Origin of the sequence: Kitasatospora sp. NBC_00039, from assembly GCF_045160625.1 — a bacterium.
In the GTDB taxonomy this organism is placed as follows: Bacteria; Actinomycetota; Actinomycetes; order Streptomycetales; family Streptomycetaceae; genus Kitasatospora.
Map to the genome: position 1 here is coordinate 4,894,610 of NZ_CP108289.1, position 12,719 is coordinate 4,907,328.

The 12,719-nt window shown below is 73.9% G+C and carries 16 protein-coding genes and 1 pseudogene; 9 read left to right on the forward strand and 8 right to left on the reverse strand.

Annotation, left to right across the window (positions count from 1 at the left end):
- The first annotated feature begins 108 nt into the window (after window positions 1–108).
- Window positions 109–432, forward strand: coding sequence for a WhiB family transcriptional regulator (locus tag OG286_RS21705; protein WP_033333275.1), 324 nt, complete (start codon window positions 109–111; stop codon window positions 430–432).
- A 128-nt stretch (window positions 433–560) separates the two neighbouring features.
- On the opposite strand, the gene OG286_RS21710 is transcribed toward OG286_RS21705, so the two are convergent.
- Complete coding sequence (locus tag OG286_RS21710) at window positions 561–1,754, reverse strand: ArsA family ATPase (RefSeq protein WP_405365707.1); 1,194 nt, start codon at window positions 1,752–1,754, stop codon at window positions 561–563.
- Between the two features lie 29 nt (window positions 1,755–1,783).
- Window positions 1,784–2,869, reverse strand: a complete 1,086-nt coding sequence (locus tag OG286_RS21715; protein WP_396326001.1) for an ArsA-related P-loop ATPase — start codon at window positions 2,867–2,869, stop codon at window positions 1,784–1,786.
- 248 nt (window positions 2,870–3,117) lie between these two features.
- On the opposite strand from OG286_RS21715, the gene OG286_RS21720 reads away from it, so the two are divergent.
- From OG286_RS21720 to OG286_RS21740, 5 genes are all read left to right on the forward strand, one after another.
- Window positions 3,118–3,276 (forward strand): DUF4177 domain-containing protein, encoded by a 159-nt coding sequence (locus OG286_RS21720; protein ID WP_094743074.1) that lies wholly within the window; start codon window positions 3,118–3,120, stop codon window positions 3,274–3,276.
- A complete protein-coding gene (locus tag OG286_RS21725; RefSeq protein WP_396326002.1) occupies window positions 3,273–3,743 on the forward strand; it encodes a RidA family protein in 471 nt (156 codons plus the stop codon). Before OG286_RS21720 ends, OG286_RS21725 begins: the two co-directional genes overlap by 4 nt.
- 66 nt (window positions 3,744–3,809) lie before the next feature.
- Window positions 3,810–4,676 (forward strand): NUDIX hydrolase, encoded by an 867-nt coding sequence (locus OG286_RS21730; protein WP_396326003.1) that lies wholly within the window; start codon window positions 3,810–3,812, stop codon window positions 4,674–4,676.
- Between the two features lie 203 nt (window positions 4,677–4,879).
- A complete protein-coding gene (locus tag OG286_RS21735; RefSeq protein WP_396326004.1) occupies window positions 4,880–5,053 on the forward strand; it encodes a hypothetical protein in 174 nt (57 codons plus the stop codon).
- Window positions 5,050–5,871, forward strand: coding sequence for an MBL fold metallo-hydrolase (locus OG286_RS21740; RefSeq protein WP_396326005.1), 822 nt, complete (start codon window positions 5,050–5,052; stop codon window positions 5,869–5,871). The genes OG286_RS21735 and OG286_RS21740 overlap by 4 nt, the downstream gene beginning before the upstream one ends.
- 145 nt (window positions 5,872–6,016) lie before the next feature.
- Here the strand turns inward: OG286_RS21740 and OG286_RS21745 are convergent, their stop codons facing one another.
- A complete protein-coding gene (locus OG286_RS21745; protein WP_030240972.1) occupies window positions 6,017–6,691 on the reverse strand; it encodes a Crp/Fnr family transcriptional regulator in 675 nt (224 codons plus the stop codon).
- 356 nt (window positions 6,692–7,047) lie between these two features.
- On the opposite strand from OG286_RS21745, the gene OG286_RS21750 reads away from it, so the two are divergent.
- Complete coding sequence (locus tag OG286_RS21750; RefSeq protein WP_405366074.1) at window positions 7,048–7,908, forward strand: isocitrate lyase/phosphoenolpyruvate mutase family protein; 861 nt, start codon at window positions 7,048–7,050, stop codon at window positions 7,906–7,908.
- Between the two features lie 59 nt (window positions 7,909–7,967).
- Here the strand turns inward: OG286_RS21750 and OG286_RS21755 are convergent, their stop codons facing one another.
- The 5 genes and pseudogenes from OG286_RS21755 to OG286_RS21775 form a co-directional block, all read right to left on the reverse strand.
- On the reverse strand, window positions 7,968–8,633 hold the full coding sequence (locus OG286_RS21755; RefSeq protein ID WP_396326007.1) for a TetR/AcrR family transcriptional regulator: 666 nt from the start codon (window positions 8,631–8,633) through the stop codon (window positions 7,968–7,970).
- Window positions 8,634–8,793: 160 nt separating this feature from the next.
- Window positions 8,794–9,291, reverse strand: coding sequence for an iron chaperone (locus OG286_RS21760; protein WP_396326008.1), 498 nt, complete (start codon window positions 9,289–9,291; stop codon window positions 8,794–8,796).
- 213 nt (window positions 9,292–9,504) lie between these two features.
- A pseudogene (locus tag OG286_RS21765) lies at window positions 9,505–9,621 on the reverse strand (pyridoxamine 5'-phosphate oxidase family protein); the annotation flags it as partial.
- A 19-nt stretch (window positions 9,622–9,640) separates the two neighbouring features.
- Entirely contained in the window at window positions 9,641–10,105 is a 465-nt protein-coding gene (locus OG286_RS21770; protein WP_396326009.1) for a helix-turn-helix transcriptional regulator, read from the reverse strand.
- Window positions 10,106–10,272: 167 nt separating this feature from the next.
- Window positions 10,273–10,683 (reverse strand): VOC family protein, encoded by a 411-nt coding sequence (locus tag OG286_RS21775; protein WP_396326010.1) that lies wholly within the window; start codon window positions 10,681–10,683, stop codon window positions 10,273–10,275.
- A 288-nt stretch (window positions 10,684–10,971) separates the two neighbouring features.
- Between OG286_RS21775 and nth the strand changes: the two genes are divergently transcribed.
- Window positions 10,972–11,841: an endonuclease III gene (gene nth, locus OG286_RS21780; protein WP_396326011.1), complete on the forward strand. Its 870-nt coding sequence runs from the start codon at window positions 10,972–10,974 to the stop codon at window positions 11,839–11,841.
- Window positions 11,838–12,569: an NUDIX hydrolase gene (locus OG286_RS21785; protein ID WP_396326012.1), complete on the forward strand. Its 732-nt coding sequence runs from the start codon at window positions 11,838–11,840 to the stop codon at window positions 12,567–12,569. The genes nth and OG286_RS21785 overlap by 4 nt, the downstream gene beginning before the upstream one ends.
- The last annotated feature ends 150 nt before the right edge of the window (window positions 12,570–12,719 follow it).

Sequence of the window (12,719 nt, forward strand, 5' to 3'; positions counted from 1 at the left end):
AAGGGGCTGTTGCAAGCTGTCGTTCTTCCGTAACGTCCTCAACTGGCAACGGTGAATATGCCGTTGCCGCCGTGGGGGAGCCTCGATTCGGGAGAGGACGGCGCCGGCATGGGCTGGGTTGACGACTGGAGTGCGCAGGCCGCCTGCCGCACTAGTGATCCGGACGAATTGTTCGTCCAGGGGGCGGCGCAGAATCGCGCCAAGGCGGTGTGCAGTGGGTGCCCCGTTCGCACGGAGTGCCTGGCGGACGCGCTGGACAACCGGGTGGAGTTCGGGGTCTGGGGCGGGATGACGGAGCGGGAGCGCCGGGCGCTGCTGCGCCGTCGGCCGACGGTGATGTCGTGGCGGCGGCTGCTGGAGACGGCCCGCACCGAGTACGAGGAGTCCCTCGCCACCGGCGTGATACTGACGGACTACGCCCAGGCGGGCTGAGCACCGGGCCAGGCGGGTCCACCGCCCGAGTACCGGACCAGGCGGGCCCACCGCCCGCGCGCCGAGTCGCCGAGGCCGAGCGCGGAGGCCGGGCCCGGCGGGCCGGACCACCACCCGGTGCGGCCGAGCTACACGGCACCGCTCAGACGGTCGCCGATGGCCCGCAGCCCGTCCAGGTCGTGGACGTCCCCGGGCAGCGCGCCGACCTCGACGATCGGCACGTCCGGGTAGACCGAGACGAAGCGGTCGCGGGTGCGGCGCTCCCGCACCACGATCTGCATCCGCTCCGCGTGCAGCCGCAGCAGTCCGGCCGCGAGCAGCTCGGCCTCGGGGGAGGCGTGCTCCGCGCCGTTCTCCTCCAGTGCCTCGGCCGCCGCCAGCGCACGTTCCGCGGTGAGCTGCGGGGCGCCCGTTCCGTGGACCCGGTTGAGCACCAGCCCGGCCAGGGGCATCCGGTCGGCGGCCAGCCGGTCGACGAAGTACGCCGCCTCGCGCAGGGCGTCCCGTTCCGGTGCGGCCACCACCAGGAACGCCGTGCCCGGCGCCTTGAGCAGCTGGTACGTCCGGTCGGCGCGTTCGCGGAATCCGCCGAACATCGAGTCCATCGCGCTGACGAAGGTCTGCACGTCGGTCAGCAGCTGGGCGCCGAAGATCTTGCCCAGGGTGCCGGTGAGCAGGCCCATCCCCACGTTGAGGAACTTCAGCGCGCTGCGCCCGCCGACCTTGGCCGGCGCGGTCAGGATGCGGATCACCTTGCCGTCCAGGAAGGACCCGAGCCGGTTCGGCGCGTCCAGGAAGTCCAGCGCGGAGCGGGACGGTGGGGTGTCGACGACGATGAGGTCCCACTCCTCGGCCGCGCGCAGCTGGCCGAGCTTCTCCATCGCCATGTACTCCTGGGTGCCCGCGAAGCCGGCCGAGAGCGACTGGTAGAACGGGTTCTCCATGATCGCCTTGGCCCGTTCGGGTTCGGCGTGGGCCAGCACGACCTCGTCGAAGGTCCGCTTCATGTCGAGCATCATGGCCTGGAGCTCGCCGTCGCCGGTGACGCCCTTGACCACCCGTGGGGTGTTGTCCAGCTCGGTCAGGCCCATCGACTGGGCCAGCCGGCGGGCCGGGTCGATGGTCAGCACGACGACCTTGCGGCCGCGCTCGGCCGCCCGCAGCCCGAGCGCCGCCGCGGTGGTGGTCTTGCCGACACCACCCGAGCCGCAGCAGACGATGATCCTGGTCTTCGGGTCGTCGATCAGCTCGTCCACGCCGAGCCGGCTGCCGCTCCCGCGGACCCCGTTGCCGCCGCCGCCCATGCCGCCGTCGCCACTCATGCCGCCGCTGTCACTCCTACCGCCGCCGCTCACGCCGCCCCCTGACGCTTCAGTTCGGCCGCCAGCCGGTACAGCCCGCCGAGGTCCACGCCCTCGCCCAGCAGCGGAAGTTCGTAGGTCGGCAGCTTCAGCTGCTCGAGGTCGGCGCGCTGTTCGCGCTCCAGCTCCACCCGCTCGGCGTGCTCCCGGGCCTGTTCCAGCAGCGGGTCGAGCAGGGGGTCCACGGCCGCCCGGACGGTGTCCGGCTTGCGCGAGCGACCCCCGAGGCCCGCTTCGCCGAGGGCCAGCGCGACCTCCTCGCGGTGGTCCCCGTCCACCGCGGCCACCGCGGCCGCGTCCAGGACCGGCGGCCGGACCATGTTCACCATCACCCCGCCGACCGGGAGGGCGGCCTCGCGCAGCTCGGTGAAGCCGTCGACCGTCTCCTGCACCGGCATCTCCTCCAGCAGGGTGACCAGGTGCACCGCGGTCTCCGGCGATCTCAGCACCCGCATCACGGCCTGCGCCTGAGTGTGGATCGGGCCTATCCGGGCGAGCCCGGCCACCTCGGAGTTCACGTTCAGGAAGCGGGTGAGCCGGCCGGTCGGCGGTGCGTCCATCACCACCGCGTCGTACGCACGCCGCCCGTCCGGGCCCTTGCGCCGGGCCGCCTCGCAGGCCTTGCCGGTGAGCAGCACGTCCCGGACGCCGGGGGCGACGGTGGTGGCGAAGTCGACGAAGCCGACCTTCTGCAGGGCCTTGCCGGCGCGGCCGAGCTTGTAGAACATGTCGAGGTACTCGAGCAGCGCCTGCTCGGTGTCGATGGCCAGCGCGAAGACCTCGCCGCTGGTGGCCTCGCCACCCGGCGCGGCCGCGGGCAGGCCCAGCTGCGCGCGCGAGACGGAGGCGATCCGCCGCTCCTCGTACGGCAGCGCGGCGATCCCGAACAGCTCGGCGATGCCCTGGCGGCCCTCCACCTCGATCAGCAGGGTCCGCCTGCCCTCGGCGGCGAGGGCCAGTGCCAGTGCCGCCGCCAGGGTGGTCTTCCCGGTGCCGCCCTTGCCGCTGACCACGTGCAGCCGGACGCCCTCCCAGTCGGGATCGCGCCGGGCCGCCTGGCCGGGGGTGCGTGCCACGCTCCGTCTCCGTCCGTCTTCGAGGGCCGGGGGCCACTGCGGGCCGCCACCGCTCGGGTGCCGTCGCACAGGTGCTCTCCCACAGGGGCCCTCACACAGGTGCCCTCCCGCGAGGGTAACCAGGGACCGCGCCGGATGCCGGGAGCATCAGGGGGGCCAGGCCTGAATCATGCCCGGTTTGTGGGCCACCTCACACGCGTGCCCGCGGGCCGCACGGCTCGCCGGGGCCGCTCGTCTAGAGTCTGGCCATGACCAAGTGGGAATACATGACGGCGCCCCTGCTCGTGCACGCGACCAAGCAGATTCTGGACAACTTCGGCGAGGACGGCTGGGAGCTCGTCCAGGTCGTGCCCGGCCCCAACCCGGAGCAGCTGGTGGCCTACTTCAAGCGGGAGAAGAACGCATGAGCAAGGTCGAGGAGAAGCTTGCCGAGCTGGGCCTGAGCCTGCCGCCGGTGGCCGCGCCGGTCGCCGCCTACGTGCCGGCCCTGCGTTCGGGCGAGTTCGTGTTCACCTCCGGCCAGCTGCCGATGGTGGGCGGCAAGCTGCCGAGCACCGGCAAGGTCGGCGCCGAGGTGACCCCGGAGGAGGCCAAGCAGCTCGCGCAGACCTGTGCGCTGAACGCGCTGGCCGCCATCAAGTCGGTGATCGGCGACCTGGACCAGATCGAGCGGGTCGTGAAGGTGGTCGGCTTCGTCGCCTCCGCCCCGGACTTCACCGGCCAGCCCGGAGTCATCAACGGCGCCAGCGAGCTGCTCGGCCAGGTGCTGGGCGAGGCGGGCGTGCACGCCCGCAGCGCGGTCGGCGTCACGGTGCTGCCGCTGGACGCGCCGGTCGAGGTCGAGCTGCAGGTCCGGGTCAAGGCCGGGGTCTGACGCACTGATCGGAAGAGGCGGGGTTGGGCCTGTCCAACCCCGCCTTCGTGCGCTTAGCATCCGGGCATGGACCATCGAGCAACGACGCTCCCGATGCCGCCCGGTTGGCCTGCCCGGATCCGGGCGGTCGACGCCGGCGAGCTGACCCCGCCCGTGCCCAGGCCCGCCGCCACCGTGGTGCTGCTGCGGGACGCGGCCGCCGGGCCGGAGGCCTACCTGCTGCGCCGTCGCACCTCGATGGCGTTCGCCGCGGGCATGTACGCCTACCCGGGCGGCGGGGTGGACCCGCGCGACGCCGAGGCCGAGCTCGGCTGGGCCGGTCCGGGCCCGCAGGAGTGGGCGGAGCGGCTGGGAGTGGACGCCCGGACCGCGCAGGCGGTGGTCTGCGCCGCCGTCCGCGAGACCTTCGAGGAGGCCGGAGTCCTGCTGGCCGGCCCGGACACCGAGAGCGTCGCCGAGCCCCGGGACTGGAGCGCCGAGCGTGCCGCCCTGGAGGCTCACGAGCTCTCCTTCGCCGACTTCCTCCGCAAGGAGGGCCTGCTGCTCCGCAGTGACCTGCTGGCCGGCTGGGCCCGCTGGGTCACCCCGGAGTTCGAGGAGCGCCGGTACGACACCTGGTTCTTCGTCGCCGTTCTGCCCTCGGGCCAGCGCGCCGCGCTGGAGGTGGGCGAGGCGGACAAGGTCGCCTGGCTGACCCCGGCCGAGGCGGTCCGCGGCCACGAGGAGGGCCGGTTCGGCATGCTGCCGCCCACCGTCACGGTGCTGCGCGAGCTGCTGCCGGTGCGCAGCGCCGCCGAGGCGCTGGCCGCCGCGTCGGGCCGGTCGCTGGACCCGGTCCTCGGCCGCGCCGAGGTCCGGGGTGATCGAATGACGGTTCGATGGCCGGGGTATGAAGAGCTGACCATCGACGGAGAATTTCCCGAAGCCGACTGACCCGCGAGGATCACCGGCCCGAAGCCCACCGACCGACCCACCGACCTGCGGAACGGCTGACGCCCGAAGCCCACCGACCCACCGACCCGCTGGTCCCCTGAGTCCCTGAGCCCACTGACCCGCGAACCCCACGGACCTTCGGAGACCGCCGGGTTCCGAAGAGCACTACCCCGCACTCGCCTCCAAGGAAGGACCGACGCCCGATGACCCACAACGACGTGGCTCGCCGGACGGCGCGCACGATGCCGGCCCGCAGCCTGACCGCCCGCACCCTCGCCTGTGACAGCGCCGTCCCCTTCCCGGAGATCGTGCAGCGCGCCCTCGTCCGGGCCGTTCCGTCGCGCGTCCTGCATCGGGTCAGCGAGGGCGGCCGGTGAGCGGACTCCTGCCGGGTGACCCCGCCGCCGCCATCGGCGGCGAGGCCACCCCCCGGGCACTCTGTGTGCTGGCGCCCAACCCGTCCCCGATGACGCTGGACGGCACCAACACCTGGCTGCTCTCCGAGCCCGGCTCGGACCTCGCGGTGGTCGTCGACCCCGGCCCGCTCCACGAGGGCCACCTGCGCCGGGTGATCGAGACCGCCGAGCAGCAGGGCAAGCGCATCGCGCTCACCCTGCTCACCCACGGCCACGCCGACCACTCCGAGGGCGCCGCCCGGTTCGCCGAGCTGACCGGGACGGAGGTCCGCGCCCTGGATCCGGCGTACCGGCTCGGTTCCGAGGGCCTGACCAACGGGCAGCGGCTGGACGTCGGCGGCCTCGACCTGCGGGTGGTCGCCACCCCCGGCCACACCTCGGACTCGCTCACCTTCCACCTGCCGGCCGACGGCGCGATCCTCACCGGCGACACCGTCCTCGGGCGCGGCACCACGATGGTCGCCCACCCCGACGGCCGGCTCGGCGACTACCTGGACTCGCTGCGCCACCTGCACACCATGGCCTCCGAGCACGGCGTACGCACCGTGCTGCCCGGCCACGGGCCGGTGCTCGCCGACGCGCTCGGCGCCGTCGACTACTACCTCGCGCACCGGGCCGGCCGGCTCGCCCAGGTGGAGACGGCGGTCGAGGCCGGCCTTGCGACGGCGCCCGAGGTAGTGGCCCGGGTCTACGCGGACGTGGACCGCTCGCTCTGGCCGGCCGCCGAGCTGTCGGTCCGGGCCCAGCTGCAGTACCTGGAGGACCACGGGCTGATCTGACCCGCCGCGGGCACGGACCGGTCCGACCCGGTGCACGGCGCGCGCCGACCCGACCCGACCCGGCATGCGCGAGGGCCCGTACACCGTCCTCGGTGTACGGGCCCTCGGCGTCGGACGGGGCGTGCTCGCAGTGAGCTCGGGGTGATCAGCGCGAGCGGCGGGAGAGCCGCTCGACGTCCATCAGGACCACCGCGCGGGCCTCCAGCTTCAGCCAGCCGCGGCCGGCGAAGTCGGCGAGCGCCTTGTTGACCGTCTCGCGGGAGGCGCCGACCAGCTGGGCCAGCTCCTCCTGGGTGAGGTCGTGGGCGACGTGGATGCCTTCCTCGGACTGCACGCCGAAGCGGCGCGAGAGGTCCAGCAGGGCCTTGGCGACGCGCCCGGGCACGTCGGAGAAGACCAGGTCGGACATCACGTCGTTGGTCCGGCGGAGCCGGCGGGCGATGGCCCGCAGCAGCGCGATCGAGACCTCGGGGCGGGCGTGCAGCCAGGGCTGGAGGTCGCCGTGGCCGAGGCCGAGCAGCTTGACCTCGGTCAGCGCGCTCGCGGTGGCGGTGCGCGGGCCCGGGTCGAACAGCGACAGCTCGCCGATCATCTCGCTGGGGCCGAGGACGGCGAGCATGTTCTCGCGGCCGTCCGGCGAGGCGCGGTGCAGCTTGACCTTGCCCTCGGCGACGACGTACAGCCGGTCGCCCGGGTCGCCCTCGTGGAACAGCGACTCACCGCGGGCGAGGGTCACCTCGGTCATGGAAGCGCGCAGCTCGCCGGCCTGTTCGTCGTCGAGTGCCGCGAAGAGTGCGGCGCGCCGCAGAACGTCGTCCACGTGCTTCCTCCTTCTCGGCCGTCGGGCTGTCAAGCCCGTCGGCGCAAGTTCGTACAGTGCTCTGCATCACCAAGCATGGCGCATGTCGCTCCGATCATATGAGGAGGGGGTGCGCCGAGGTGCGCTGCGCGGGGCCATTCGTACCGCCAGGTCGGCTTATATCCGCGCGAGGATTCGGTCTCAGCCGAATCAATTGAGCCGACAGTGCCCGGGCAACAGGATTCAGGTCGACAGCCCGACCGCACGAAAGACGGTGACCCCGCATGTCCTCCGAGACCCGCACCAGCACGTCGCCTACGCCGCTCACGCCGCTCAGCTCCGGCGCGTCCCCCACGTCGCTCACGTCCCTCACATCCCTGACGTCCCTCACGTCGCTCCGGGAGCGGGCCCTGCGGCTGCGGGCGCTGGTGGCCGACGGGGCGCCCGGTGCGGCGCTCGGCGGGGCGCTCGTCCTGCCGAACGCCTGGGACGCCGGAAGCGCCGCCGTGATCGCCTCGGCCGGTGCGGCCGCGATCGCCACCACCAGCGGTGGCGTCTCGTGGTCACTCGGCCGCGGCGACGGCCAGCAGCTCGGCCGGTCGGAGGCGGTCGAGGCGGCCCGCCGGATCGCCGCCGCCGTCGACCTGCCGGTCACCGTCGACGCCGAGGGCGGCTACGGCCCGAAGCCCGCCGACGTCGCCGAAACCGTCCGGGCGCTGATCTCCGCGGGCGCGGCCGGTGTCAACCTGGAGGACTCGGCGGCCCCCGGCGGCCCGCTCTTCACGGTGGCCGAGCAGGCCGCGCGGTTGCGGGCCGCCCGGGAGGCCGCCGCCGGGGCGGGCCTGCCGGAGCTCGTGGTCAACGCCCGGACGGACGTCTTCCTGTTCGGGATCGGCCCGGCCGAGGGCCGGTCCGACGACGTGCTGGCCCGCGCGGCGGCGTACGCGGAGGCGGGCGCGGACGGCCTCTTCGTCCCCGGGCTGCTCGACCTCGACGCGCTGGCCCGGCTCTGCACCGCGTCCCCGCTCCCGGTGAACGCGATGGCGGTGGCGGGCGGGCCGACCGTGGCCGAGCTCGCCGCCGCCGGGGTGCGGCGGATCAGCGTCGGCACCGGCCTGGCCCAGCTCGCCTACACCGCCGCCCGCCGGGCCGCCGCCGAACTGCTCGGCGCGGGCACCCTGACGGAACCGGACGGCGCGCTGGGCTTCGGCGAGCTCGACGCGCTCTACCGGCGCTGAGCCAGGGCCGCTGCCGACGGGCGCACGGGGGCGTGCGCACGGGGGGACGGGTGGGGCCCTCAGAAGCCGCCCGGCTCCGGCAGCGCGGCCAGTTCCGGTCGCCCGTCGGGTGCGGCCGGCAGCCCGAGCAGGCGCCGCATCGCCCGCCGGGTCCGGTCGGCGGCGGCGTGGTCCCGGTAGAGCCGGAGGGCGTGGTTGAGCGCCAGTACCTGCCCGGTCAGCTCGAAGACGACCTGCTCGGCGTCCGGCTCGGCCGGCAGCCGGCCCGCGGCGATCGCCAGCTCGGCCTGGCGCCGCAGTTCGCGCTGCCAGACCGCGCTCTTGGCGGCCACCGCCGACCGGACCGGCCCGCTCTCCCGGTCGTCGAACTCGGCGGTCACGGCGGTGAAGAAGCAGCCGCCGGGCAGCAGGTCGCGCTCCAGGTAGGAGACCCACGCCTCGCACTGGACGAGCAGCCGGGGCAGCCCGGGCGCCGCGCCGGCGGCGGCCGCGCGCCGAACCACCTCGCGGACGAACAGCCCCACCGCCTCGTCGACGACGGCGAGCTGCATGCTCTCCTTGGTGCCGAAGTGGCCGAGCACGCCGGACTTGCTCATCGACAGGTCGGTGGCGAGCCGGCCGATGGTCAGGCCCTCCAGCCCTTCGACCGAGGCGACGTCCAGGCCGCGGCGCAGGATCGCGGTGCGGGTCCGGCGGGCGTCGGCGACGGATCTCCTCGGGCTCACCGCGTCAGTGTAGTCAGCGGAAGCGCTATGGCATCCGATCGTTCGGACGCCATAGCGCCGGCGTGACACCCCGTCGCGGGGGCGCCGCCGCCGACCACGCCGGACCGGAGGGTGGTGCCCGTGCAAAGGCCACACCCGCCCGGTCGTGCCCGGGCGGTGATCAGCGGTCGCCGGAGGAGGCGGGGCCCACGGCCGTCCTGATCAGCTCGCCGATCCGCGCCTCGGAGGCGGCGGTCAGCTCGGTCAGGGCGTAGGTGGTCGCCCACATGGTGTCCTCGTCGAGCACCGCCTGATCACTGAAGCCGAGCGTGGCGTACCGCGAGTTGAACTTCTGCGCGCTCTGGAAGAAACAGACGACCTTGCCGCCCTTGGCGTACGCGGGCATCCCGTACCAGAGCTTCGGCGAGAGGGCCGGCGCACTGGCCTTGACGATGGCGTGGATCCGCTCGGCGATGACGCGGTCCGCCTCCTCCATCTCGGCGATCTTCGCGAGCACCTCGACCTCCGGGTCCGGCTTGGCCGCGCGCGATCCGCGCCGTGCGGACGCCTTCAGCTCCCGGGCGCGCTCCTTCATCGCGCTGCGCTCCTCAGCCGTGAACCCGTCGTACTTCTCGTCGGCCGGGCCGGTGCTCTTGGCGGACGTCTGCGTGCTCTTCATGGCAGGTTCCTCTCGCGCTGGGTTGGCAGGACTGGCGGGGCTTGCGGGGCTTGCGGGGGGTCCGGGGCTCGCAGGATTCCGGGCTCTGAGGGGCTTGGGGGCCTTGCGGGGCTTGAACGGGACAATCCCAGGCTAGGGATCCGCGGCGGCGACGGCTTCTCCGAAACTGATCGGTCGTCGGGGCGGCCGGCGCTCCAGGGCGGACGGTCGGCCGAGCCAGCGGCCGTCGCGCATCAGGTCGCGTCCCGGCAGCTCGTTCGCCTCCCGCCAGGCCTGGATGCGCCGCGGCCGGATCAGGAAGTACTGGTAGGGCTCGTCGAGTTCGCGCGGCGGGACTGCGCGGGACGGATCACGCCGATTGCAGCTCGGAGGCGGGCACGTGCCGGGTCCTGATCGGCCTGCTCACCTGCTTGGCCACGCAGGACGGAATCCCCGGGGCGGCGTCCGCCGCGCGGCGCTGGTAGACGCTGGGCGGCATGCCGACCAGCTCGGTGAAGCGGGTGCTGAACGTGCCCAGCGACGAGCAGCCGACCGTGAAGCAGACCTCGGTGACAGTGAGGTCGCCACGGCGAAGCAGTGCCATCGCGCGCTCGATGCGACGCGTCATCAGATAGGCGTACGGGGACTCTCCGTAGGCGAGCCGGAACTGGCGGCTGAGGTGCCCGGACGACAGGTTCGCGCCTCGGGCGAGCGCCTCGACGTTCAGCGGTTGCGCGTAATCGCGGTCGATCCGGTCGCGGACGCGGCGCAGTCGCGCGAGGTCGTTCAGACGCTGCGCCGCGGTCAGTGCGCGCGCCCATGCGGGACGGCACATGAGAGAACTCCTTCCATCGGTGTCCGCGAGCACCCGGGTGACTGCCGGGGCAGGCACGGGGTGCTCGCCGGCGGGTGCGGAGCGGGCGGCGGCCGGGGAACGCCGTCCGCCGCATGCCTCGCGGGTGGTGACGCCGGCGATCACGGCCTCACCGGCTGCCGGACGGCTCAGCGCACCTCCTGGATGCGGACCAGGTTGCCCGCGGGATCGCGGAAGGCGCAGTCGCGGACGCCGTACGGCTGGTCGGTCGGCTCCTGGACGACCTCGGCGTCACCGGCCTGCAGCTTCTCGAAGGTGCCGTCGAGGTCAGGAGTGGCCAGCAGGATCCAGCCGTAGGTGCCCTTGGCCATCATCTCGACGATGGTGCGGCGCTCCTCCTCGGTGATGCCCGGGTCGGCGGCCGGCGGGGCGAGAAGGATGGACGTACCGGGCTGCCCGACGGGGCCGACCGTGATCCAGCGCATCTTGCCCTGTCCGACGTCGCTGCGGACCTCGAAGCCGAGGGTGTCCCGGTAGAAGACCAGGGCGGCGTCCGGGTCGTCGTGCGGGAGGAAGGTCGTGTGAATGGTGATGTCCATGGCCGTCACGCTAGCCGCGGCCCGAAGGCGGGCGCTTCTCGATTCCTGACCGGTCCGGCCGCCCGGGGAAGACGGCCTCCGGCGCAGCCTCGGACACGGCCTCGGACATGGCCTCCGACACAGCCCCCGGCACGGCCCCCGATGCGAGCGCCCGCCTGCGGCCGGGCCGCCGGGGCCCGCCGGTCCCGTCCTCACGCCGGCACGATCCGTTCGGCGCCCGGTAGTTCGATCGAGGCGGCCCGGCGGGATCCCCCCTGAAGACGATGCCCGTGGGCGTAGCCTTCGTGCATGGCAGAGAGCAAGGTCCGGAAGGCAGCCGCGCCGAAGGCGAAGTCCGCGGTGAAGCCGAGGAAACCGGAGTCGCACCTGGCGATGGTGCGGCGGGCGCGGAAGATCAACCGGGAGCTGGCGGAGCTGTATCCGTACGCACACCCGGAGCTGGACTTCGACAACCCGTTCGAGCTGCTGGTGGCCACCGTGCTGTCGGCGCAGACCACCGACCTGCGGGTGAACCAGACGACGCCCGCGCTGTTCGCGAAGTATCCGACGCCGGAGGACATGGCGGCGGCGGTTCCGGAGGAGCTGGAGGAGATCATCCGGCCGACCGGCTTCTTCCGCGCGAAGGCGAAGTCGCTGATCGGCCTCTCGATCGCGCTGCGGGACACCTTCGGCGGCGAGGTCCCCGGCCGGCTGGAGGACCTGGTCACCCTCCCGGGCGTCGGCCGGAAGACCGCCAACGTGGTGCTGGGCAACGCATTCGGGGTCCCGGGGATCACCGTGGACACCCACTTCGGGCGCCTGGCGCGGCGGTTCGGGTGGACGGCGGAGGAGGACCCGGAGAAGGTCGAGGCGGCCGTCGCGGAGATCTTCCCGAAGGCGGAGTGGACGATGCTCTCGCACCGGGTGGTCTTCCACGGCCGGCGGATCTGCCATTCCCGCAGGCCGGCCTGCGGTGCCTGCCCGATTGCGCCGCTCTGCCCGTCGTACGGGGAGGGCGAGCTGGACCAGGAGAAGGCGAAGAAGCTGCTCAAGTACGAGATGGGCGGGCAGCCCGGCCAGCGGCTGCGGCCGCCCGCCGACTTCCCGGGGGAGGCGGCGGCGCGGGCCGATGCCGCCGCGCACCGGGGGCACGTCGCGGACCTGGCGGTGGCCGAGTGACCGCGAGGATCGAACGGGACGGCCTCCCGGGGTGGTTGGAGCCGGTCCGGGACGCCGCCGAGCGGGTGCTGCCCGAGCAGCTGAGCCGGTTCCTGCCGCCCGTCGAGGGCGGCCGCGCCGCTGCCGTCCTGATGCTCTTCGGCGAGGGTGCGGCCGGGCCGGACCTGCTGCTGATCGAGCGGGCCCGGTCGCTGCGCTCGCACGCCGGCCAGCCGTCCTTCCCCGGCGGCGCCCTGGACCCCGAGGACGGGGACCCGGCGGGGCCCGGCCCGGTCGCGGCGGCGCTGCGCGAGGCGTGGGAGGAGACCGGCCTGGACCCGGCCGGGGTGCAGGTCTTCGCGGCGCTGCCCGCCCTCTACATCCCGGTCAGCCGGTTCGTGGTGACCCCGGTGCTGGGCTGGTGGCGCACGGAGTCGCCGGTGCGGCCGGTGGACGCGGGCGAGACCGGTGCGGTCTTCCGGGTGCCGCTCGCCGAGCTGACCGACCCGGCCAACCGGGTCCGGCTGCGCCACCCGTCCGGCCACCTCGGCCCGGCCTTCGCGGTCGGCGGCCGGCTGGTCTGGGGCTTCACCGCCGGGGTGATCGACCGGGTGCTGCACCACAGCGGCCTGGAGCTGCCCTGGGACACCTCCCGGACCGTCGACCTCTCGGAGGAGGCGATCGAACTGGCGCAGGGCGACCGCGACCGCTCCCGCGCGCTGCTGGGCGGCGACGCCAGGCAGACGTGACCGGCCGCCCCCACGGCGGTCGGTGCGGCGGGCCGTTCCGCGGTCGGTACGGCGGTCCGTGCAGCGGTCCGCACCTCCGTCCGTGCGGCGGTCGGCAGGAACGTCCGTACGGCTCTCGGCGCGGCCGCCCGGCCGGTCGTGGGAGGGTGT